General features: G+C 36.7%; 22 protein-coding genes. 21 read left to right on the top strand and 1 reads right to left on the bottom strand.

The window, feature by feature from the left end; translation table 11 throughout:
• The first annotated feature begins 113 nt into the window (after positions 1-113).
• The 21 genes from HW423_RS09115 to HW423_RS09015 all read left to right on the top strand — a co-directional run bounded on the left by HW423_RS09115 (position 114) and on the right by HW423_RS09015 (position 23,294).
• Positions 114-1,469 carry an FAD-dependent oxidoreductase gene (locus HW423_RS09115; protein WP_218931602.1) on the top strand — a complete coding sequence of 452 codons (1,356 nt, stop codon included), beginning with the start codon at positions 114-116 and terminating at the stop codon, positions 1,467-1,469.
• Positions 1,459-2,916 carry a helix-turn-helix domain-containing protein gene (locus HW423_RS09110; protein WP_218931601.1) on the top strand — a complete coding sequence of 486 codons (1,458 nt, stop codon included), beginning with the start codon at positions 1,459-1,461 and terminating at the stop codon, positions 2,914-2,916. Before HW423_RS09115 ends, HW423_RS09110 begins: the two co-directional genes overlap by 11 nt.
• A gap of 192 nt (positions 2,917-3,108) precedes the next feature.
• Positions 3,109-4,635 (top strand): glycerol kinase GlpK, encoded by a 1,527-nt coding sequence (gene glpK / locus HW423_RS09105; protein WP_218931600.1) that lies wholly within the window; start codon positions 3,109-3,111, stop codon positions 4,633-4,635.
• A gap of 2 nt (positions 4,636-4,637) precedes the next feature.
• Positions 4,638-6,473 carry a type 1 glycerol-3-phosphate oxidase gene (gene glpO, locus HW423_RS09100; RefSeq protein ID WP_218931599.1) on the top strand — a complete coding sequence of 612 codons (1,836 nt, stop codon included), beginning with the start codon at positions 4,638-4,640 and terminating at the stop codon, positions 6,471-6,473.
• 30 nt (positions 6,474-6,503) lie between these two features.
• Positions 6,504-7,211 carry an MIP/aquaporin family protein gene (locus HW423_RS09095; RefSeq protein WP_218931598.1) on the top strand — a complete coding sequence of 236 codons (708 nt, stop codon included), beginning with the start codon at positions 6,504-6,506 and terminating at the stop codon, positions 7,209-7,211.
• A 265-nt stretch (positions 7,212-7,476) separates the two neighbouring features.
• Positions 7,477-9,105, top strand: coding sequence for a DUF4097 family beta strand repeat-containing protein (locus HW423_RS09090; protein ID WP_218931597.1), 1,629 nt, complete (start codon positions 7,477-7,479; stop codon positions 9,103-9,105).
• Between the two features lie 40 nt (positions 9,106-9,145).
• A complete protein-coding gene (locus tag HW423_RS09085) occupies positions 9,146-9,454 on the top strand; it encodes a PspC domain-containing protein (RefSeq protein ID WP_218931596.1) in 309 nt (102 codons plus the stop codon).
• A gap of 167 nt (positions 9,455-9,621) precedes the next feature.
• Positions 9,622-10,557, top strand: coding sequence for an HPr(Ser) kinase/phosphatase (gene hprK / locus HW423_RS09080; RefSeq protein ID WP_218931595.1), 936 nt, complete (start codon positions 9,622-9,624; stop codon positions 10,555-10,557).
• A 1-nt stretch (position 10,558) separates the two neighbouring features.
• Positions 10,559-11,407 carry a prolipoprotein diacylglyceryl transferase gene (gene lgt / locus HW423_RS09075; RefSeq protein ID WP_218931594.1) on the top strand — a complete coding sequence of 283 codons (849 nt, stop codon included), beginning with the start codon at positions 10,559-10,561 and terminating at the stop codon, positions 11,405-11,407.
• A complete protein-coding gene (locus HW423_RS09070; RefSeq protein ID WP_235956435.1) occupies positions 11,407-12,432 on the top strand; it encodes an NAD(P)H-dependent glycerol-3-phosphate dehydrogenase in 1,026 nt (341 codons plus the stop codon). The genes lgt and HW423_RS09070 overlap by 1 nt, the downstream gene beginning before the upstream one ends.
• Before the next feature lie 97 nt (positions 12,433-12,529).
• Positions 12,530-13,489 carry a thioredoxin-disulfide reductase gene (gene trxB / locus HW423_RS09065; protein ID WP_328803159.1) on the top strand — a complete coding sequence of 320 codons (960 nt, stop codon included), beginning with the start codon at positions 12,530-12,532 and terminating at the stop codon, positions 13,487-13,489.
• Positions 13,490-13,743: 254 nt separating this feature from the next.
• Positions 13,744-15,462 (top strand): phospho-sugar mutase, encoded by a 1,719-nt coding sequence (locus HW423_RS09060; RefSeq protein WP_218931593.1) that lies wholly within the window; start codon positions 13,744-13,746, stop codon positions 15,460-15,462.
• A 286-nt stretch (positions 15,463-15,748) separates the two neighbouring features.
• Positions 15,749-16,636, top strand: a complete 888-nt coding sequence (gene rapZ / locus HW423_RS09055; RefSeq protein WP_218931592.1) for an RNase adapter RapZ — start codon at positions 15,749-15,751, stop codon at positions 16,634-16,636.
• Positions 16,633-17,652: a gluconeogenesis factor YvcK family protein gene (locus HW423_RS09050; protein ID WP_218931591.1), complete on the top strand. Its 1,020-nt coding sequence runs from the start codon at positions 16,633-16,635 to the stop codon at positions 17,650-17,652. The genes rapZ and HW423_RS09050 overlap by 4 nt, the downstream gene beginning before the upstream one ends.
• Positions 17,653-17,678: 26 nt before the next feature.
• Positions 17,679-18,608 carry a DNA-binding protein WhiA gene (gene whiA / locus HW423_RS09045; protein ID WP_218931590.1) on the top strand — a complete coding sequence of 310 codons (930 nt, stop codon included), beginning with the start codon at positions 17,679-17,681 and terminating at the stop codon, positions 18,606-18,608.
• A 103-nt stretch (positions 18,609-18,711) separates the two neighbouring features.
• Positions 18,712-19,134: a single-stranded DNA-binding protein gene (locus tag HW423_RS09040; RefSeq protein ID WP_218931589.1), complete on the top strand. Its 423-nt coding sequence runs from the start codon at positions 18,712-18,714 to the stop codon at positions 19,132-19,134.
• A gap of 322 nt (positions 19,135-19,456) precedes the next feature.
• Entirely contained in the window at positions 19,457-20,173 is a 717-nt protein-coding gene (locus HW423_RS09035; RefSeq protein ID WP_218931603.1) for a response regulator transcription factor, read from the top strand.
• Positions 20,173-21,588, top strand: coding sequence for a sensor histidine kinase (locus tag HW423_RS09030; RefSeq protein ID WP_218931588.1), 1,416 nt, complete (start codon positions 20,173-20,175; stop codon positions 21,586-21,588). Before HW423_RS09035 ends, HW423_RS09030 begins: the two co-directional genes overlap by 1 nt.
• A gap of 11 nt (positions 21,589-21,599) precedes the next feature.
• A complete protein-coding gene (locus tag HW423_RS09025; protein WP_218931587.1) occupies positions 21,600-22,388 on the top strand; it encodes a hypothetical protein in 789 nt (262 codons plus the stop codon).
• Positions 22,389-22,402: 14 nt separating this feature from the next.
• Positions 22,403-23,104: an NAD(P)H-dependent oxidoreductase gene (locus tag HW423_RS09020; RefSeq protein ID WP_218931586.1), complete on the top strand. Its 702-nt coding sequence runs from the start codon at positions 22,403-22,405 to the stop codon at positions 23,102-23,104.
• Between the two features lie 13 nt (positions 23,105-23,117).
• Positions 23,118-23,294 carry a hypothetical protein gene (locus HW423_RS09015; RefSeq protein WP_218931585.1) on the top strand — a complete coding sequence of 59 codons (177 nt, stop codon included), beginning with the start codon at positions 23,118-23,120 and terminating at the stop codon, positions 23,292-23,294.
• 49 nt (positions 23,295-23,343) lie between these two features.
• On the opposite strand, the gene tyrS is transcribed toward HW423_RS09015, so the two are convergent.
• Positions 23,344-24,612, bottom strand: coding sequence for a tyrosine--tRNA ligase (gene tyrS / locus HW423_RS09010; RefSeq protein WP_218931584.1), 1,269 nt, complete (start codon positions 24,610-24,612; stop codon positions 23,344-23,346).
• Positions 24,613-24,705 lie beyond the last annotated feature (93 nt).

The raw sequence follows: 24,705 nt of genomic DNA, 5'->3' as shown, positions 1-24,705 counted from the left end.
ACTGAATTCACTTAATCTTCTTTGAACAAGTGACTCGAGGAATTCGCTTTGTTATACTATAAAAGATAGAACGAAATTGGAAGCGTTACACATATAAAAAGGAGTGGTAAGCTTTGAATCATGCAGAAATAATTATCATTGGCTCATCCTTTGCTGGAGTATCGTCTGCCTTGACAGCTAGGCAATTATATCCCAATAAACGAGTACTCATCATTGAGAAAGAAGGAAATATTGGACATATCCCCAGTAGTTTAAATTTATTGTTAAAAGAAGAATTAAAACATTTAAGTGATAAAACATTTATTAACGAAGAACAATTAGAAGCTAGTGGGGTTGAGTTATTACTAAACAATGAAGTATTAGATATTGATTTGGCAAATAAATCACTCTTAGTAGAAGATGAAAATACACATGAAAGTTATCACTATGACAAGCTGATTTTGGCTATGGGCTCAAGTCCAATCTCAGAACGTATTTTAGGTTCAAATCATCCGCAAGTGTTAACGACGAAAACGTTAGAAGCGAGTAAGAAGGCATTACAGGAAATTGAAGGGTCAGAACGGATTCTCATTGCTGGTGGAGGGCAAATTGGTCTTGAAGCAGCGGATGCTTTCAAGCAAGTTGCTAAAAATGTGACCATAGTTGAAGCTTCTGATCAACTGGCTTTCAAATATTTCGACTCAGATATGACTCAATTATTAGAGGAAAAAATACAAGAAAGTGGCGTCAACGTGATTAAAGGACATTATGTCGAAAGCATTCACTCACAGGATACAGAGTTTAACGTTATATTATCACAAGATATTGAAATACTGACAGACCATGTGATGCTCGCTGTGAATTTCCGTCCCAATACAAAGTTAATTGAAGATCAAGTTCATTGCCATTTAGATAAAACAATCGAAGTGGATGAATATTTACAGACGAGTATGGCTGATGTGTTTGCAGTGGGGGATTTAATTCGAGCGCCTTATGCTTATACAGATACAGATTATTATTTACCATTAGTGAACCATGCCTATCTTAGCGGGAAAATTGCGGCGATGAATCTCTATCAAAAAACAAGCGCCGTGCCCCAAGCTTTACGAGTGACCGGAAGTCAATTATTCGGCTTATATATGGTCAGTGTGGGCTTAACAGAGCAAGAAGCTGCATTGTTTTATCCAATTGAAACAACGATGCTTGAGAAAGAAATATCAAAAGAAAATCCATCTCAGATAACGGTTAAACTCATCACAAAGAAAGAAACAGGACAGTTGATTGGAGCGCAAGTTTATTCACAAAGTGATATTTTAACTCTGGCTGATTTACTCGCGATTTCGATAAATGCACAAATGACAGATGAAGCACTGGCTTTTCAAGATCGACTTTTTTATAGAGGAGAATTTTCAATGAGTGAGTGTATTTATGCTTGTGCCTTAAAGAGCTATCAAAAGCGTATGAGTGAGGTGTTTTTAGATGGTAATTGAAGATTTATTTGAGAAACGTGAGCGTGGTCTATGGGTTCTATTATCTACATTAATTAATCATTCGACGGATCTCGAAATTAAAGAGGCAATGGCGCAAACAGCCTTGTCGAAAGTGACATTATTAAAATACGTCGAAGATTTGAATGAATTAGCCGATTCACAAGGTTTCCCATTAAGTATTCAGCTCATCAATGACCGCCTAGGATTAAACTTGGGACCACATGTTACAAAGCAAGATATCGTGCAACTATTCTTACCTTATTCTTTAAAATATCAGATTCTGGACTATTTATTTAAAGTCGAAGTGTATACGGTTCAAAAGCTATCACAAGAATTACTCATTAGTGAAGCGACGTTTCACCGTCAATTAGTTTCTTTGAATGTATTACTAGAAGAATTTTCTTTAGCCGTTCGAAGTGGGCGTATTAGAGGTCCTGAACATCAGATTCGCTATTTTTACTTTCGTTTATATACTCTAGTCGAACCTAAAAAACGATTAAGTAAATTAGCACAATCAAAAGAAAGTCAACAAGTGATTCGTTCTTTTCAACAGCTTTGGGGGCAGGATACTTTTGCGGATAGAGAAGCAGAAATAGGTTTATGGCTCATGATAACGCGTCAAAGAATGGGTGTTAAATATAAGGATTTTAACGCTTTAAAAGAGTTGATGAAACCTTATTATTCACATCGTTTCTATCAACAAGTTCGACAGAACACGCTAGTATTTTTAAGTCGCTATGCCCTAGAAAGTGAAGAGGAAGAGGCTATGTGTCAGTTTATGTTTATGACAACAATGTCTATTCTACCTGCATTTGTCATGGAGAGAAGTTTAGGTTACGGTGGGCCGGTTAGTGAGGCGACAACAACGGGCTTGCAATATATTCGCTCAACGGTTTCAAGCCAAGAAAATCTAAATGAACAAGGAATGTATTCATTAAATCAAATACTTGGGAGATTATACTTCTTTAAAGGTGCAATTATTGAACGTAGCATTGATTATGTGTTAGATCGATCACTCATTAAACATGGCATGAATCTAGAAAATGAAGACCTAGCGATCCCCTTACTTGAGGATGTCATCACAAATATCTATCACTACGACCATAAAGAATTAGGTGATGCTTATAAGGAGGCAGAATGGACCTTAACAGAAGTGCTGTCTTATGTTGTTTACCAGATGCCTATGACAATAAGTATCGGGCTAGACCTTATTGGTGATGAAACAGAAAAATTACCGATACTATCAGTCATGCGTCAAAGGCTTGAGGTCAATCGTTTAGTAAGTGTGGAAATATATGACAAAAGAAAATACTTTAATTTAATTGTCTCTAATGCTTATGACAGAGATTATCCGGGTCCCTACTATTACCTCAAAGGCTTGCCAAATCACTTTGATATGAGACAATTAGAAATCATCATTCAAAGATTTTTTAATAGCGAAAATTAATTATTATTTGAAACACTGACTTTAATTCTTGAAGCCAGTGTTTCATCTTTTTTGGACAGCGCTCTCACTTTTTTAAATAATTCTAAAAAACGCGATAGTTACAAATTAACTTTAAGAGATACAATATAATCACAAAGAAAGCGATTCCTAAACATAAATAATAATTACTTACAGATTAATAGGGGGATTAAGATGGAAGAAAAGTATATTTTGTCGATTGATCAAGGTACGACGAGTTCACGAGCGCTGATAATTAACAAACAGGGCGGAAAAGTAGCGAGTTATCAAAAAGAGTTTACTCAAATATTTCCTAAAGCAGGTTGGGTTGAACATAATGCGAATGAGATTTGGAACTCTGTTCAATCAGTGATTGCGGGGGCATTTATTGAAAGCGGTATTAAACCATCAGATATTAGTGCAATCGGAATTACGAATCAACGTGAGACGACTGTTATTTGGGATAAAAAGACAGGATTACCTATTTATAATGCGATTGTTTGGCAATCTAGACAAACAGCGGATATCGCTGAACAATTGAAACAAGACGGTCATGCAGATATGATTCACCAAAAGACAGGTTTGATCGTAGATGCGTATTTCTCAGCGACAAAAATTCGTTGGATCTTAGATAATGTTGAGGGCGCTCAAGAACGGGCTGAGCGAGGTGAATTATTATTCGGGACAATTGATACATGGTTAGTTTGGAAATTAACAGATGGAGCGACTCACGTCACTGATTACTCTAATGCTTCTAGAACGATGCTTTATAACATTAAGGATTTAGAGTGGGATGACGAGATTTTGGAGTTGTTAAATATTCCTCGTAGCTTACTACCAGAAGTGAAATCTAACTCGGAAGTATACGGGACAACGAAACCGTTCCACTTCTATGGTGGAGAAGTGCCTATTAGTGGTATGGCTGGGGACCAACAAGCAGCCTTATTTGGTCAATTAGCTTTTGAACCAGGAATGGTCAAAAACACGTATGGAACAGGTTCATTTATTATTATGAATACTGGAGAGGATTTTGAATTATCTAAGAATAATTTATTAACGACAATTGGTTATGGAATTAACGGAAAAATCTATTATGCTCTTGAAGGGTCAATCTTTATTGCCGGAAGTGCCATTCAATGGTTACGTGATGGAATGCGTATGTTTAGCGATTCAGTTGAGTCTGAAGATTATGCAAGAAACTCAAGCAATAATGATGAAGTATATGTTGTTCCTGCCTTTACAGGTTTAGGTGCGCCTTACTGGGATTCAGATGCGACCGGATCTGTCTTTGGATTAACACGCGGGACAACGAAGGAAGACTTTATTAAAGCAACACTACAGTCCATCGCGTATCAAGTGAGAGACGTTATTGACACCATGCAATTGGATACAGGGATTAAAATACCTTTATTAAAAGTAGATGGTGGGGCTGCAATGAATAATTACTTAATGCAGTTCCAATCAGATATTATCGGAACAGAAATTGCTCGCGCTAAAAACTTAGAGACAACTGCTCTAGGTGCTGCTTTCTTAGCTGGTTTAGCCGTAGGATACTGGAAAGATTTAGATGAAATTAAGAAATTGAACGAAACAGCCGAAACATTTACACCATCAATGAATAATGCACGTAAAGAACAATTATACAAAGGTTGGAAAAAAGCAGTTCATGCGACACGTGTCTTTGCACAAGATGAAGTTGAGATGGAAGAAGGAGAGGAATAATCATGAGATTTTCTAAAGATACACGCCAAAGAGCGATTGAGAAGTTACAAGACCGTACCCTTGAATTATTAATTATCGGTGGAGGAATCACTGGAGCAGGAGTGGCGATTCAAGCTGCTGCCAGTGGGTTAGAAACAGGTCTAATAGAGATGCAAGATTTCGCTGAAGGAACAAGTAGTCGTTCAACGAAACTCGTTCATGGAGGCATTCGTTATCTGAAACAATTTGATGTTGAAGTTGTATCAGATACTGTCCAAGAACGTGCAGTTGTACAACAAATCGCGCCTCATATTCCTAAAGCAGATCCAATGTTATTACCGGTTTATGATGAGCCAAATGCGACATTTAATATGTTCCGTTTGAAAGTAGCCATGGATTTATATGATTTATTAGCCGGCGTTAGCAATTCACCTTTGGCAAATAAAACTTTAACGAAAGAAGAAGTACTGGAACGTGAACCTCAAATTAAAGCCGAAGGCTTAGTTGGTGGTGGGCAATACTTAGATTACAACAATAATGATGCGCGTTTAGTCATTGAGAATATCAAGCGCGCAAACCAAGATGGCGCACTCATTGCCAGCCGTGTGAAAGCTGAGTCGTTTTTATTCGATGAAGAAGGACAAATTAACGGTGTGATTGCTAAAGATATGTTATCAGGCGAAACATTTGAAATTAAAGCACGTACGGTAATTAACACAAGTGGGCCGTGGAGTGATTTAGTTCGTAATTTAAATAAAGAAGATGACCAAATCCAACAAATGCGTCCAACTAAAGGAGTTCATTTAGTCGTAGATAATAGCAAGATTAAAGTACCTCAACCAACATACTTTGATACTGGCTTAGGTGATGGGCGTATGGTCTTTGTCATTCCAAGAGAGAATAAAACATACTTTGGAACGACCGATACAGATTACACAGGTGATTTAGCTCATCCAACAGTGACTCAAGAAGATGTTGATTACTTATTAGGCATTGTGAATAATCGTTTCCCCGAAGCGAATATTTCGATTCATGATGTTGAGAGTAGCTGGGCAGGATTACGTCCGTTAATTTCAGGGAATAAAGCATCCGATTATAATGGAGGGAATAATGGTTCAATCTCGGATGAGAGTTTTGATCATTTAATTTCAACTGTAGGTTCTTACTTAAATAAAGAAACAACGCGTGAAGACGTTGAAGAAGCTATCGGACAAATTGAAACTAGTACGTCTGAGAAAGCTAACGACCCTTCAGCGGTATCTCGTGGAAGTTCTTTAGATATTGATGATAACGGCTTAATTACACTAGCTGGAGGAAAAATTACGGATTACCGTAAGATGGCTGAAGGAGCAATGAAAGCAATTATTGAGATCCTTTCAACACAATATCAAAAGCAATTTACTTTAGTTAATTCAAAAACTTATCCAGTCTCAGGTGGAGAATTAAATCCAGCAAATGTGGATTCAGAATTAGAAACTTTTGCTCAATTAGGTGTGAAACGTGGTTTAGACAAAGAAGACGCAAGATATATCGCCAGAGTCTTTGGCTCAAATGCACCGCGTGTATTCAACTTAGTTACAACCCTTGAAGCAGCTGAAGGCTTAAGTCTACGCGATACACTGGTATTGCATTATACAATGAGAGAAGAGATGGCTTTAACTCCTGTAGATTATTTCTTAAGAAGAACAAATCACTTACTATTCATGCGTGAAACTCTGGATGATTTAACACTTCCAATTACGAATGAAATGGCAAGATACTTTGAATGGTCTGAAGAAGAAAAACAAGCACACTTAGATGAGTTAGCTGCTGTATTAGCTGAAAATGATTTAAAAGAATTAAAAGAAAACGCAAAATAATAAAAATTTAATATCTAAAAGGGGAAAAATATGGGAACAGAGCTAGTTGGAGAATTTATTGGAACGTTAATCTTAGTCTTATTAGGAGACGGGATTGTTGCTGGAAACTTACTTAAAGGAACAAAAAGTAATGGTGCAGGTTGGTTATCGATTACGATTGGTTGGGGGATTGCGGTAACATTAGGAGCTTTAGCTTCAGGTTATATGAGTCCTGCTCATTTAAACCCCGCGGTAACAATTGCTTTTGCGATTGAAGGAAGTACACCTTGGAGTTCAGTCATACCTTATACAATCGCACAAATGCTTGGGGCATTTTTAGGAGCTGTCTTAGTTTGGGTACAATACAAACCACATTATGATGTGACTGAAGATTCATCAGCCATCTTAGGAACTTTTGCTACAGGACCAGAAATTTACAATACAGTCTCAAACTTTGTTGGTGAATTATTAGGGACGTTTGTTTTAATGTTCGGTATCTTAAGCTTTTCTAAATACGATATCGCACCAGGATTATCAACAATTTGTGTCGGTATCTTAATTATCGGAATTGGTTTATCATTAGGAGGAACAACGGGTTATGCAATTAACCCAGCACGTGACTTAGGTCCACGTATTGCTCATGCGATCTTACCAATTAAACAAAAGAGAGACTCAGACTGGGGTTACTCTTGGATACCAGTGTTAGCACCGATTGCTGGTGCAGCGTTGGCTGCAGTTGTGTTCGGAATCATCAACTAAATATTTTTACTAAAGCTAGCGGGAAATCCGTTAGCTTTTTTCTTTTATTTAAAATATGGGTCTATAGTCCAATGAATTTATGTCCAATTGCTTGCATAATATAGATAGAACGAAAGCAAAAGATATGTCCGCGAACAAATTTGAATATATTTTAACTTACAATTAAGTAAAGATAGGGCTCTAGACCTATGAAGTCCTTGACAATCGATGACATAATAATAAGTGTAGAGAAGCAGGAGATAAAAATCATTGGAGGTAAACTGATATGAATGAAAAAGAGCGTATAATTGAACTAGTAAAACAAAATGTTATTTCTATGGAAGAAGCACTTGATTTATTAGAAGCGGCATCAAATAATGATACTTTATCAGAATCAACGACAACTACAGATGAAAAAACGACTCAAACAACTGGAACAACTGAAACACCAGACGACACTGAGAGAGTGACAGAAGCAAGTATTAATCAGACATTTGAAGAAGTCTTTAATCAAGGAAAAGACTTTGCTAAATATATGGGTGACTACATTAAGAATAGCACTGAGAAAAAGGCTGACTTTGAAGAATGGTCTGAGTTTCAAGAAACTGAAGATACTGAGAAAGTTAAGAATAATCAAGCACGTTTAGCAGAAATTAACGCTGAAATTCAAGCATTGAACAATAAGATAGCTAAAGAGAATGAAAAATTACTAATCAGCAAACAACGCATACGTGAGATTGAGATATTTGAAGAATTAGATGATTTAACCCCTGAAATGATTGAACAAAAAGTAAATACTATTGAAAAAAGAGATCACATTCAAGCTGAATTAGATATTTTACAAAGTGAATTGACTGAATTACAAAGTGAAAAAGAAGCCTTAGGCTGGAGTAAAGAGTCTAACAAGCAAGATTTCAAAGAATTCTTCAATAACCGTTCAGAGAAATTTGCTGAAGCAGCCACACACTTTGGAAAAGAAGCATCCCGTGAAGGTAAAAAATGGGGTTCATTCTTCACAGAACAATCTAAATCATTTTTAGAGAACTTCAACTTAAAAGATGTTAATGTCTCTTTCCAAGTACCATGGATCAAAACAAGTTCACAAGATTATGAATTTACGTATCCCGTTGAAGGAGTAAATCGCTTTGAGATTGAATTATATAATGGTTCCGTTGAGGTGGTGAGCCATGACGGTGAAGATATTGTCGTTGATGCAGAAGTACGATTCCATGGTAGCCATGAAGAAACGTCGAAAGAGCACTTTGAAGAAGTAAATACGATCGGTATCATTGATAACCGCTTTGTATTGAAAGTGACATCACCGAAATTCTCAGTTGACGGTACAATTAAAGTGCCTCAAGGAGATGTTGATCGATTCCAAATTCAATTACTGAACGGCGAAGTCAATTTAGATGGTTTAACTAGTAAAGAAATTGTAATTAAAGACAAAAATGGAGATGTGTCCTTAAATAAAGTTACAGCAAATGAAGTATCATTAGATTTATTAAACGGTGATATTGATATTCAAAACTCACCGATTGATACACTAGTGATGAGTGACTTAAATGGGGATGTTCGAGTGAATGGTTACATCCGAAACTTATCAGCAGACACTTTAAACAGTGACTTTTATCTAACGAAAAAAGATACGAATGATGCGAATGTTAAAATCAAGACAGTGAGTGGGGATGTTAAGTTATCGCTGCCAAGTCAAATGAATTTAACCATTGACAGTAAGACTACCCACGGTGAAGTGAAAAACCGCTTATCAAATCTTGAAAGTATTGACGAGCATCCAACTAAACAAAAAGCACATTACCATCGAATTGTATCAGGTGATACAGATAATGCAATGGTTAACATCACAACAACTTCTGGCGATATATTTTTAAAAGATAGTAAAAAAGAGTTATAATAAACATAACAAGACATTAAAAATTATGGAGGGATATAAAATGTCAAATCAAAGTAAAAAATTATTTAAGTCATCAACAGATAAACATATTATGGGTGTGTGTGGGGGATTAGCTGAATATTTCAATATTGACCCGACAATTGTTCGAGTAATCTTCTTTATCCTACTTATGGTAGGGTCATCAGGATTTTGGTTATATATTCTTTTAGGGCTACTCTTACCTTATGACTATCAAGTTAATGGTGGTCAAAGTAGAAAATCGAATCCATTCGGTTCAGATAGACCTTCTTCGAATAATAAACCTAAAGATGTAACACCCGAAGATAATGATAATTGGGATGACTTCTAATTAAACGAAATTAAATAAATTGAACTAAGTCTACACTTGCTTGTATTAAGCAGGTGTAGATTTTTTTACTATATAAGGTATGATTTAATATTTGGTTCGTGATTGTTGGGCAGTTGTGTGATAACATTTAGAAGTAAATAAGATCATTCACAGGAGGAATATACGTCATGACTAATGCAGTAACTGTACAAGAGTTAGTAGACACGTTAGATATCAATTTAATATATGGTGAAGAGTATAAAACAAACAAAATTTATTCAAGTGAAGTTTCAAGACCTGGGCTTGTTTTAACAGGTTACAAAGAATATTATCCACATGAACGTATCCAATTAATTGGACGCACTGAGATGTCGTTTTTAAGTGAAAAGACATCCGAAGAAAGATCAAATATCTTCTCATTAATGTGTACGGATGAGACGCCAGCGATTGTCGTATCACGTGAGATTGATATACCTGAAGAATTAATCCCAGTTGCGGACTCTTTAGATATTCCTATCTTATCAGCTAGATCCAAAACAAGTCGGGTGTTAGCAAATATTACGAATTATCTCGAGAGAAAACTCGCTGAAAGACTTTCAAAGCATGGTGTCTTTTTGGAAGTCTTTGGTATGGGGGTATTGTTAGTTGGATCCAGTGGTATTGGTAAGTCTGAGATTGGTTTAGAGCTGATTCAACGAGGGCATCGACTTATTGCGGATGACCGTGTAGAGCTGTATCAAATTGATGAATTGACTTTAAACGGTGAAGCCCCAGAGATCCTACAAAACATGATTGAAATTCGTGGCTTAGGTATTATTGATGTTATGAGCTTGTACGGTGTATCTGCGATTCGTCGTAGTAAACGATTAGAGCTCATTATCAACTTAGTATTGGATGACGGAAACACACAATATGACCGCCTTGGTTTTGATAAAGAGTATGAGCAAATATTCGAAGTTCAAGTGCCTTCGATTCGTATCCCAGTTAAAACTGGGCGAAACTTAGCTGCGATTGTTGAATCTGCGGCAATGAATTTCCGTGCGACTCAAATGGGTTATGATGCGAAAGTAACGTTTAATAGTAAATTACGTGATTTAATCCAAGAGAACCGGGGGGAACAATAGAATGGGATTGAATTTTTTAGCGATTGATCCGATTGCCTTTGAATTATTTGGCTGGCCGGTCCGTTGGTATGGAATTATAATTGGGTTGGCTATTTTAGTCGGATACATTTTATTTACGCGTGAAGCAAGCCGTAAGGGAATTGATTCAGATACGTCTTTTGATTTGCTCTTTTGGACAGTGATTTTTGGTTTAGTAGGGGCTAGAATTTATTATGTCATATTCTCTTCAAACTCATATCTGTCTGATCCATTAAGTATATTCCGAGTTTGGGAAGGTGGAATGGCCATCTACGGTGGTGTTATCGGTGGTGCGATAACAATTTATGTACTGTGTCAAAGATACAAACTCAGTGTCATTAATGTCTTCGATATTGCGATACCCGCACTTTTTGCTGGTCAACTGATTGGGCGTTGGGGTAACTTTATGAACCAAGAAGCCCACGGGGGGCCGGTATCGAAAGCTTTTCTAGAAAACTTAGCTCTGCCTAATTTTATTATTGAACAAATGAATATTAATGGGACTTATTATCACCCGACGTTTTTATATGAGTCTTTATGGAATTTAGTCGGTCTAATTGCCTTACTCCTACTAAGACCCCGTAAAGATTTCTTCAAACGTGGTGAACTCGTTGCATTCTATATGATTTGGTATGGTATTGGACGCTTTTGGATTGAAGGCCTAAGAACAGATAGTTTATATATCGGTCCATTACGAGTTTCTCAAATCTTGTCGCTTATTCTAGTAGTTATTGGTATTGGTCTTGTACTTTGGATTCGTCTAAAAGGGAAAGACCTGGTGCCTTACTACACAGATGACCGATCAAGGGTTGTTAGAAATGAGGATGAATAATGAAGATTGCTATTATTGGTTCAGGTTCATGGGGAAGTGCTTTAGCCAAAGTATTAAGTGAGAACAAACATGACACAGTTCTTTGGGGTAGAAAGCAAACGATTATCGATGAGATAAATCAAACACATACAAATGAAAAGTATTTACCCAATGTATCTTTACCGAAAGAAATTAAAGCAACGACCTCTTTATCTGAAGCTGTCTCTAATGCATCAATGATTATATTAGTTGTCCCAACCAATGCCATGAGACAAATGGCACAAGAATTAAATCCATTACTTGAAGATCAAGCGCAAGCACCAGTGATTGTGCATGCTTCGAAAGGTTTGGAAATGAATACGCAACTAAGAATCAGCGAAGTATTAACAGAAGTACTAAATAAAGATAATTATCAAGATGTCGTTGTCTTATCAGGACCAAGTCATGCTGAAGAGGTTGCTCGCCAGGATGTGACAACTTTAACAGCGGCAAGTGATAATCTTGAAGCTGCTCAAGCAGTGCAACAAGCATTTATGAATCGATATTTCAGAGTGTATACCAATACAGATGTCATCGGGGTTGAATTAGGTGGCGCATTAAAAAATATTATTGCCGTTGGCGCAGGAATTATATCTGGTTTAGGTTATGGTGATAATGCAAAAGCAGCCTTGATTACTAGAGGTTTAGCTGAAATATCAAGACTTGGTACTGCTCGAGGAGCAGATCCATTAACCTTTATTGGCTTAAGTGGAGTAGGAGATTTAATTGTAACTTGTACAAGCCCGCATTCCCGTAACTTCCAAGCTGGAACCTTGATTGCTAAAGGCTATTCGAGAGCAGAAGTGAGCGAGAAGATGTTCATGGTAGTTGAAGGGATATTAACTGTAAAAGTGGCCTATGAATTAGCAAAAGAATATGACATTGACATGCCGATTACGGAAATGCTTTATTTGGCTCTATACACAGATAAGAAAATATCTGTTGAAGATGCGATTGAATCTTTGATGTTACGTGAAGGTAAACAAGAAGAGTCGCTTGACAAATAAGATATAATAAATAGTATTAAGCAAATAGATTGATTAAGAACAATCAAAGCTCTATGATATACAATACTAAACAGACGAACCTAGGAGGTTAGAGCGAGTGGTAGAGATAACAAAAGAACGTGTTGAAGCAGATGTAATTATAATCGGAGCAGGCCCAGGTGGAATGACCGCTGCCTTATATGCATCGCGCGCAAATTTAAAAACAATTATAATTGAAAAAGGTGCACCTGGTGGAGAATTAATTAATACGGCAGATGTCGAAAACTATCCAGGCTATACTAAAATTGGTGGACCTGAATTAGCAGGGAAATTCTTTGATAGTTCGATGGAATTCGGTGCAGAGCACTTATACGGTGATGTGACTCATATTGAAGTGTCAGGAACAACGAAATATGTTCATACCGCTGACAAAATTTATATCGCACCCGCAGTTGTTATTGCAACAGGTGCCCATCACCGTGAGTTAGGTGTTCCAGGTGAAGACCGTTTAAGCGGTTCAGGTGTATCATATTGTGCAGTATGTGATGGTTTCTTCTTCCGTGACCGTAACTTAGTTGTTGTTGGTGGAGGAGATTCAGCTGTTGAAGAAGGAAATTACTTAACGCAGTTCGCTGATAAAGTAACAATCATACACCGACGCGATCAATTAAGAGCGCAACAAATACTTCAAGACCGTGCCTTTAACAACCCTAAAGTTGACTTTATTTGGGATAGTGTCGTTGAAGAGATTAATGGTGAAAATGGCGTTAATTCAGTCACAATTCGTAATGTAAAAACGAACAAAGTAGAAGACTTTGAAACGAATGGTGTCTTTGTCTACATTGGTCTAATACCAAACTCATATATTGTTGAGAATTTAGGTGTCACAGATGAAGAAGGCTGGATCATTACCAATGAGCGCATGGAAACAACTGTTCCAGGTTTATTTGCAGTTGGAGATATCCGTCAAAAACACCTACGCCAAATTGTTACAGCTGCCGGAGACGGAAGTATTGCTGGACAAGGCGCGTTTGACTATGTTCAAAGCTTGAAAGATCCAATTAACCAAGTAAACTAATTTATAAAGCATGACCAACGGATTAGACTAACCTCTAATTTAGTTGGTCATTTTTTATGTAAAAATTTATGGAGTATTTACTAAGAAAAGTGATAAAGATAATAAAAGATATCGCGGAATAAAGTTATATATTGACATAAACGATAAATAAAATAATGGAACTGTGTAAAGGCTTTAACTCAGGATAGGTTAACCTTTGTTGTATAATAAAATGATGTTATAATAAAAATAACATTAGAAAAGGTGGGATAATTATGTCTTGGGAAGAAATATATCAACTATGGAAAAATCATGAGTCACTTGATACACATTTAAGCGAAGAGCTGAATCAATTATCACGCGAAGAAAGCGAAGATGCCTTCGGAGCGAACTTAAGTTTTGGTACTGCAGGGATGCGTGGAGTATTAGGACCAGGTACAAATCGCATGAATATCTATACTGTTCGTCAAGCGACAGAAGGCTTAGCGAAGTTAATCAAAGACGCTGGGGAAGATGCTAAAAAACGCGGGGTAGCGATTGCTTACGATTCACGTCATTTCTCACCTGAATTTGCTATGGAAGCAGCGATGGTGTTAGGAAAACATGACATCAAGAGTTACGTATATGAAAGTTTAAGACCAACACCTGTCCTTTCATTTGCAGTGCGTCATTTAAACACATATGCTGGTATTATGATTACTGCGAGCCACAATCCAGCCGAATACAATGGATACAAAGTTTACGGCGAAGATGGTGGGCAAATGCCACCAGAAGCAGCAGATAAATTAACAGAATATGTTCGCGCAATTGATAATCCACTTGAAGTAGCTGTCGGAGATAAGACAGACTTGCTAGGATCAGGAACCATTGAAATTATCGGTGAACGAGTAGATAATGCTTATTTAGAAGAGATGAAGGCTGTCACAGTTGATTTAGACTTAGTGCAATCAATGAAAGATGAAGTCAATATCGTCTTCACACCTTTACACGGAACAGGTTTAATGATTGGTCTAAAAGCATTAGAGCAAATCGGTTTTGATAACATTCAAGTTGTTAAATCACAAGCAGATTCTGATGGAAACTTCCCAACAGTTAAGTCACCTAATCCAGAGTCCGCAGATGCTTTCGTTCAAGCAGAAGAATTAGGCCGTTCAGTTGATGCTGATATCTTATTAGCAACTGACCCGGATGCTGACCGTTTAGGCGCAATGATTCGTGTCGCAGACGGCTCATACCAATTACTTTCAGGGAATCAAATTGCATCCATCATGTTAGATTATATTCTGAATGCCCGCCGCGAAAAAGGAGAATTACCTGACAATGGTGTTGCTGTAAAATCAATCGTATCAACTGATTTAGCCGATGCGATTATTGAAAGCTATGGTTTAGAAATGGTCGAAGTATTAACTGGATTCAAATTTATTGCAGAGAAGATTAAAGAGTATGAAGAAACAAATGAACATACATTCTTAATGGGATTTGAAGAAAGTTATGGCTACTTAGTACAACCATTTGTGCGTGATAAAGACGCGATCCAAGCTTTAGTTATTCTAGCTGAATTAACGGCTTTCCATAAAAAAGCTGGTCGTACTTTAGGTGACGCATTAGAAGCTATCTATGACAAACATGGCTACTTCGTTGAAAAGACCATTTCAGTTTCATTCCCAGGCTTATCTGGAAAAGAGAAGATGGCAAGCATTATGAGCCAAGTTCGCAAAAATACTCCATCTCAATTAGGTGGTTTATCTATCGATAAAGTAGCAGATTATCTAGAAGGAACAGTGCAATATGGTGACGGTAAATCAACAGGCTTAGACTATCCTTCATCAGATGCATTAAAATTTACGTTAGAAGATGGTAGCTGGGTTGCTTTTAGACCAAGTGGAACAGAACCTAAGATTAAATTATACTTAGGAGTACGCGGTGACAATCGTGAGACGGTTGATCAAAAAGCAGAAGCGATTGAAGCAGATATGCGTAAATTAACTGAGTAACAATTGTATTAGTCTAAATAAGAGTATCCAAATGATGATTAGTCTTAATATTGGCTTCAATCTGTGCATATCGTTCGATTAGAATGGTGCGGTGAATGGAGTTTGTATTCGATTAATTATCGTTTGGATTTTTATTTAAAGAAATAAAATGAATTGCTTTTACTAGACGTTTACTGATAATATAAGGAAGCAAATTTAGACAAACAGAATATTCAAACGATAATCATAATAAAATCAAAATGATTGTGATATAATATATTAAAATCAAGGGAAAGAGGCGAGATGCATGTCTGATACATTAGAATTAGTAATAATTACCGGTATGAGTGGGGCAGGAAAAACTGTCGCAGTCCAAAGTTTTGAAGACTTAGGTTATTATTGCATCGACAACATGCCACCAAATTTACTTCCTACATTTTGGGAATTAATGAAAGAATCAGGAAAAATTACACGAATCGCGCTTGTGATTGACTTAAGGACACGCGAATTCTTTAGTGAATTAGAGAATGTTATTGGCAAGATGGATAACACTCAATTCATTACAACGCGGATTGTCTTCTTAGAAGCCGATGACCAAGCCTTAGTATCTAGATATAAAGAAACACGCAGAAAGCATCCTTTGGCAACACAAGAGAGAACCATTACAGGAATTAAAAAAGAACGAGAAATGTTAAGTGACATTCGAGCACGCTCACAAATGATCGTTAACACAACAGATTTATCGCCAAGACAATTAAGAGAGAAAATTATCGAAGTCTTTGCTTCTGATACCTATCAACCATTCCACATCGAAATGGTCTCATTTGGCTTTAAATTCGGGGTGCCCATCGATGCAGATATTGTCATGGATGTGCGTTTCCTTCCGAATCCACATTATGTTGATGAGCTAAGACCTAAAACGGGCTTAGATACGGAAGTATATGACTATGTCATGAAGCAACCAGAGACAGAAGAATTTTATTCACGATTTATGAATTTAATTAAATACTGTTTACCAGGTTACAAAAAAGAAGGTAAATCTAGCGTGACAATTGCTATTGGATGTACCGGTGGTAAACACCGTTCAGTTGCCTTAGCTAAGAGAATGGGTCAAGAATTAGAAAATAATCATTACGCGGTGAATGTCTCGCACCGCGATAAATTAAAAAATAAGGAATCGGTCAATCGATCATGAGCGAAAAAGCCAAACCACGCTATAAAGTGGCTGTTATCGGAGGAGGGACTGGCCTCCCGGTAATACTTCGAGGGTTAAAACATTTGAATGCAAGTATTTCTGCTATTGTTACTGTTGGTGATGACGGTGGAAGTAGTGGAGTGATTAGAGACTATATTAATGTGGTACCTCCCGGAGATATTCGAAATTGTATGAGTGCCTTATCGGCACGTGAACCAGAGTTTATTGATTTATTTCAATATCGCTTTGAATCTACGGATGATTTTTTAGCTGGCCATGCGATCGGTAACTTGTTGATTGCCGCCTTAAAAGAAATGCATGGTTCAATGCAAGATGCTATCGACATGTTATCAAGGTGGATGCATATTCAAGGACAAATATTACCAGCAGCTCAAGAGCCTCTGGTACTAAATGCTTTATTTGAAGATGGAACTATTGCGGTTGGAGAATCAAGTATTGCTTCTCACCGCAAGAAGATAAAAGAAGTATTGGTCACAACCACTGAAGGAGAAGAAGCTTTAGAAGCTTCGCCCCGTGTGGTTGATGCTATCATGGATGCAGATATGATTATCTTAGGTCCAGGAAGTCTTTACACAAGTATCTTGCCAAACTTAATGATTAAAGAGATTGGTGAAGCCATTGTCAAGACAAATGCTGAAGTTGTCTACATCTGTAACATCATGACTCAATTAGGTGAGACTGAGAACTTTACCGACGCCGATCATGTAGAAGTTCTCCATCAACATTTGAATAATAAATTTATTGATACAGTTCTAGTGAATACAACGGAAGTCCCCGAAGATTATATTAGAACACAACCAAACGAAGAATATTTATTACAGGTTAAACATGATTTTGAAGGCATACGTAAAGAAGACTGTCGCGTCATCTCTAGCGAATTTTTAAGTATGAAACATGGTGGGGCATATCATGATACTGAGAAAGTTGTCGAAGAATTAGGCTACTTGTTAAATTCTTTAAAATTAGCCCCCCGAAAAGTAGAAAAGACACAATAGTAATAAAGATAGAGAGGTGAGGCACGATGACATTTGCTTCAGACGTAAAAAAAGAATGTACGCTATTAGAAGTACACCGAGAGCATGCTAAAGCGGAACTTACTGCGCTGATTCGAATGAATGGTGCTGTAAGTATATATCAACAAAAGTTCATTTTGAATATTCAAAGTGAGAACGCAGCAATCGCGCGCCGAATTTATACACTTTTAAAAGATCATTATGGAGTTGAAGGTGAATTAATTGTTCGACGCAAGATGAAGCTGAAGAAGAACAATGTATATATTGTACGTTGTCGTATTAGAGTGAAAGAAATTCTAGAAGACTTGAATATTCTGGATATGTTAGGTATTGGCTTGAATACAAAAGTCACAAGTGATATTAGCGAGAATGAACAAAAGAAACGTTCATACTTACGAGGTGCATTCTTAGCTGGAGGTTCTGTAAATAATCCAGAGTCAAATAATTATCACTTAGAAATTTATTCAAGTTACGATGAACATAATAAAGATATTTGTCAAATGATGAATGATTTTGATTTAAATGCCAAGACAATCAATCGTCGTAATGGCTTTATAACTTATCTAAAAGAAGCGGAGAAGATTTCCGATTTCTTAGCGATTATTGGCGCATCAAATGCTGTGTTACGTTTTGAGGATATTCGCATCGTTCGTGACATGCGTAATTCAGTAAATCGTTTAGTAAATTGCGAGAATGCGAATATGAATAAAACCATTGATGCATCTCAACGCCAGCTTGAAGCAATTCGTTTAATTGATGATTATCAAGGCCTAACAACTTTACCTGACAAGCTAAAAGTTATGGCAGAATTTAGATTAAGCAACCCAGATATGAGCTTAAAAGAACTTGGAGAGCAAATACCTGGTGGACCGATTTCAAAATCGGGTGTGAATCACCGCTTAAGAAAAATTGTAAAAATGGCAGAAGAAATCGGTTAATTGTAAATTTTATGTAAGATTTGTGTAAATTTGAAAATAAAATAATGGAATCGCCCCTTTTTTACGTATATATATATAGACCAAAAAAGAAAGGGGTGATTTTTTGAATAAAGCAATGTATGTTGGAAGAATTGTACGAGATGTTAGACGAAATAACGTAGGTCAAAATGGTCGTGTTGTTAATAATGTTATTGCGATCAATCATTATCAAAAAGATGCAAACGGTGAGCGCCGGGCTGATTTTATTCCATTTGTCGCTTGGAACCACCTTGCTGATTTGTTGCATAACTATACTACCAAAGGGGATCAAATTGCCATCACCGGTAAGATGCAAAGTCGCAAATACACAGACAGCGAAAATAATGACCGATACGTCATTGAATGTCTTGTCGAAGAACTAACTTTATTGCAATCACGTGACTCAGATGGCTCAAAACAAAAGCAAACCGACAATAATCAGGTTGAGCAAAATCAAAGTACGGATATCCAAATTGATGAAGAAAGTATTCGTTCTGTGATGAACTAATAAAAAAATTATTCTATATTTTTATCCATTAAACCCAGTAAAGTATATTATTCAAAAGTACCAAAGCCTAATTTATAAACCTCTAAAGATGCTTAGTATAATCGATACCTTTTTATTTACGTATATTCCAACCTCCCAAAAGTGACGTAGGTAAATACGAAGGAAGATTATATTGGGCATTTTTTGTTTGCAAATGTGACGAAATTGTGAATATTATGAGGAGATGAGGGATAATGGATTCAAATTGCTTAAACTCATTTAATTCATGTATAATAATGACTACAAGGCACAAGGATTGTGCAAAAGGAGGCAGGAAACAATGATGAACGTTTTAATGATAGAAGATAATGAATCAGTGAGCGAAATGATGTCGATGTTTTTTGAGAATGAAGGCTATGAATCAACCTTCCATCAGGACGGAGCAGAAGGCTATGAAGCGTATAAAAATAATCCTACGAAATGGGATATTGTGATATTAGACTTGAATCTTCCTACAATGGACGGCATGCAAATCTGTCGGAATATACGAAAAATATCTAATGAAACACCGATTATTATGTTAACAGCGAGAGATTCAGAAAGTGATCAAGTGATTGGACTTGAAATTGGAGCAGATGATTATGTAACAAAGCCTTTCAGCCCGATTACATTACTCGCTCGTATGAAAGCATTACACCGTCGAGCTCAGGTAACACCGATACAAGAGGAAGAAGTGGAAACTACTTCAGAATTTGATGTTGAAACAGAAATTATCCATATCAATACATCAACACGCGAAGCTTATTATAAAGATAAACCCATTGAGAATCTCACACCGAAAGAGTTTGATTTACTTGTTGCATTTACAGAACATCCTAAACGAGTATTTAGTCGTGAAGACTTATTAACAAGTCTTTGGGAAGATCCTTTCTTTGGAGATGAACGTACTGTTGATGCACATATTAAAAAATTACGTCAAAAAATTGAACAAGTGGGTCCACAAATAATTCAAACAGTCTGGGGAGTCGGTTATAAATACGAAGCACCTGGTGAGGAATAATGAAGGTTTTATGGCAACAACTGTTTGCATTTTTATTAGTCATTATTGCAACGGTTGCGCTTTTTGCTTATCGAATTGAAGATGAAATGACGACTGAGATTGAACAAACACGTGAGCAGCAATTACTAAATTACGGGTATAACATCGTTAATAATAACTTTTCACGAAATGATTTAGTGAGAACATCTCAATTATTAGCAAGTGAAAACATTGTTATTCAAGTGTATTTATCAGATGGAAGAACAATTTATCCGATTTATGATCAACGCTTCGATGCGAACTTATCTCAGGAAGAGTTGCAGTTAATTCAATCTGGTCAATATCTTGGCTTTCGAACAGTGGACCGTTATAACCAAAACGGCGAGGTTGAGCCTTATCTAACTGTATATCTACCCCATCATGATGTTGGGGAATTTCCATCAGGCTTTATTAGTTTGGCGGCTCCATTAGATGACCTACAAGCAAGACTTGATGCAGTCAGACAGAATATATTTATATCACTTATTTTAGCGATTATTATGGGGATTATTATTAGTACAGTTTACTCAATCCTGCAAACGCGCAAAATCCATCGACTCCAATATGCAACTAGACAAATTGGTCAAGGAAATTACGATGTAACGATAGAGACGGATGGGCAAGATGAGTTTGGGGATTTATCAAGGGATTTCCAAAAGATGTCACATTCACTAATGGAATCGCAAGAAGAAATAAAGAGACAAGAAGGTTTAAGACGTCAATTCATGATGGATGTTGCTCATGAAATGCGGACACCACTGACAACGATGAGCGGACTTCTGGAAGGCTTACAGCATAATATGATTCCAGAGAAGCAACGAGGGCGAAGCTTAGAATTGATCCAACGGGAAACGCAAAGACTGACTCGATTAGTCAATGAAAACTTAGACTACGAAAAAATTAGAAGTCATCAATTCGTCTTAGCTAAGCAGGAGAATGATGGGAATAAACTCCTCGACCAAATTAAAGAACAATTATCACGGAAAGCTGCTAAGAAAAATATTAATATTATAGTTGAAGCAGAAGAGGGCTTAATTATGTGGGCAGATTATGATCGAATTATTCAAATACTCATAAATCTCGTCACCAATGCCATTCAATTCTCTGAAAACAGTGATATTATCTTACAAGGGAAGATGCAAGAAGAGTATAGTGAAATTAAAGTTATCGACCAGGGTATCGGAATCGATCCAGAGCATCTACAAAGTATTTGGGAAAGATTCTATAAAGTGGACGAATCAAGGAAAAATACTGAGTTTGGAGAATCAGGTATTGGTTTATCTGTCGTTCAATCACTCATTGAAGCTCACCAAGGTAATATAGAAGTCGACAGTGAATTAGGTAAGGGTTCAGTATTCACTGTGAAGTTACCACATAAAAAAGAAAGTAAACTCTGAAAGGAACCGTCATGACGAAACAAGCAAAAATTTTAGTTTCATTGGCCTGTACGATACTTGTTGCGGTAATCATTCAATTAAGTTTCTTTTTGTATTCACAGCATCAAGTGAAAAACATTCATCGCCAAGAAGCTTATGCTCAAGGAGTCATTCAACAAATTGATCAATATTACTCTGATAAAGAAACAGGCTTTATTATTGAAGATATGAATGAGGATGATTTAATGAGTATCCGTACACACTTGAGTGACTTAGAAGAATCAGAAGTCCTAGGACCGAAACAAATCCAAGCGTATAATGATTTACATCGTCGTTATTTCGCTCGCAATGAAGTGAATGCAATGTATATTGAACCTGTAATCACTGGTGGGCAAGTCAATAGTAATGTTCCTTATGTGGAAAACATTGAATATTACACCCTACTTGAAACGATTGAACCTTATCGCTTCCAAGAGACAGAGGATAACTTTCAAAAAACAATCAATTTACTTATTGATGATGCGTTAAGTCAAACTTTAAATTATGAAACTGTAGTATCTACATTAAATAATTTAAAGTTTATTCCTGTGACGGAGGGGTATTTCGAAGTCATTGCACGTGGCTTGAAGGAAGCTGAAGAAGCCTATGCATTAGTATACAATCAAACATTATTGGCTAAACTAAATAACGCTTTCCAAAGCTACGCAAGAGAGCTGATCGAGGAAATTAATGCCAGTAATATAGATGTAGCGAATCTTCAAGAATTCCAAAACGCTATGGAGATATCTCCATATTTAAAGCGATTATTTGGACCAGAATAACTGAGGAGGATTGAATGAGTAAAACAATAGTATACGTAGCTCATCCAGATGTTGCGACTTCGAGTAGTCAGCAATTTCTATTAAGTTCAGGCAAGCATATAACTGATGTGACCTACGTAGATTTACAAAGTGAATTTGACGACAAGGGGTCATTCAATGTTGAAGCAGAACAAGCTCGTCTATTAGAGTATGACCGAATTATCTTTCAATTCCATCTTTATTGGTATCAAGCACCAGCAATTATGAAACTGTGGTTAGATACGGTCATTGAAGATAGACAAACAAATGACCAGTTGGCTAGACAATTAGCAACAAAAGAATTAGGTGTTGTTGTTGTGGCAGGTGTGAAGGAGAGTCAGTATCAAGCAGGTGGGCGAGAGAAACGGACGTTATCAGAAGTATTATCTCCGTATGAATCATTGGCAAATTACTTTAATATGACTTATTTACCTATTTTTTCGGTTCACCAATTTGCTTATATGAGTGAATCTGAGAAGATGGAGTTAATGTATCAATACGCTTGTTACTTAGAAGAAGGGACGCATTTAAGTTATTTAACTTACCAGCGCTACTTGTTAGATAAATTAGAGGCGATTCAAGCTGAGCAACTCAATCTATCGGCAGAAAATGAAATTCTATTCGAACTGTGGAAGCAAACGATAGAAGATCAAGCGGATGAAGTGAGTGAATTATTCACTTTAACTGATCGCTGGTAAGGAGGTTGACTTGATGAATACACACTATGATAACTATCATGATGAATGGGTTGAGAAAGCAGCAGACTATCCGACGAAAGCATTATTAGTCGCTGCGATGAATTTATTAAGAGAACAAGAGAAACGCATTGAAAACCATAAAGGAAAATTAGATGGTGCAAGTTGGAGTCCAGAAAATTGGAACGAATAAAAAAGAAGTCACTTACTAAAAAGTAGGTGACTTTTTTTGGACTTAAGTATTAATCTTCAAAAATAACTAAATGATATTTCTTTTTACCGCGACGAACAATGATGTATTTACCATCAATCGCATCGTCAGGACTAATCTCATAATCAACATCATTAATTTTCTCTCCGTTGATAGAGATGGCATTGTTATTAATAAATTCACGTGATTGTCTTCTTGAATCAACAATTCCAGTGTCAACTAACCAGATAGCTAAATTCTCAGATTGTCTAGCAATTGTCGATTGTGGCATGTTTTTGAAACCTTCTTCAATTTGTTTTGCTGAAAGTTGACCAACTTCACCAGTAAAGAGTGCTTCAGTAATTTGTTGCGCTTCATCTAGTGCTTCTTGACTGTGGACAAAACGAGTAACTTCTTCAGCTAAACGGCGTTGAGCTACACGTAAGTGTGGATTCACTTCAATTTCTTTCTCTAAAGCTTCAATCTCTTCTTTAGATAAGAAAGTAAAGTATTTAAGGAATTTAGTAACATCTGAGTCTTGCTGGTTAATCCAGAATTGGTAGAATTCATAAGGTGTTGTTTTCTCTGGGTCTAACCAAATCGCATTTCCAGCTGATTTACCAAATTTAGTTCCATCTGATTTCAGCATTAATGGAATGGTTAATCCATAAGCTTCTGCTTCAGAACCTTCCATTCGACGAATGAAATCAAGTCCCGCTGTAATATTACCCCATTGGTCTGCACCACCTACTTGTAATTGAACATCTAAGTTCTTGTATAAATAATGGAAATCGATGGATTGTAATATTTGGTAAGTAAACTCAGTAAATGAAATCCCTGTTTCTAAACGAGAAGCTACGATATCTTTAGCAAGCATTGTATTGATGTTAAAATGTTTTCCGTAGTCACGTAAGAAATCTAATAAAGATAATTCACTTAACCAATCGTAATTATTTACAACACGGAAACCGCTATTTTCAGCGTCGCCTTTTAAGAATAACTTATCCATTTGTTGTGTTAGTTTATTGGCGTTCTCTTTTACAACGTCCATGGTCTGTAATTGACGTTCACTACTGCGGCCGCTTGGATCTCCAATAGAACCTGTCGCCCCACCAATAACTACGACTGGATTGTGACCAGCTAATTGAAATCGTTTAAGGATCATGAATGGAATTAAATGACCGATATGCATTGAATCCCCTGTAGGGTCAACTCCGCAATATAGACCAATCGCTTTTTTATGTGTTAGTTTTTCTAGACCTTCTGAGTCTGTTTGTTGATTGATGGCTCCGCGCCACTCTAAATCTTCTAGAATATGCATTATGAGTCTCCTTTATAGAATTGAATAGATAATCTTATTATAGGGATTTAAGTTTAGTTAATCAACGTTCTGTAAAAAAAATAAAATTGAAGT

This window comes from Ruoffia halotolerans (assembly GCF_014049385.1).
GTDB lineage: Bacteria > Bacillota > Bacilli > Lactobacillales > Aerococcaceae > Ruoffia > Ruoffia halotolerans.
Note: the sequence above shows the minus strand (reverse complement) of the source record. Positions and strands in the feature narration are given on the sequence as shown.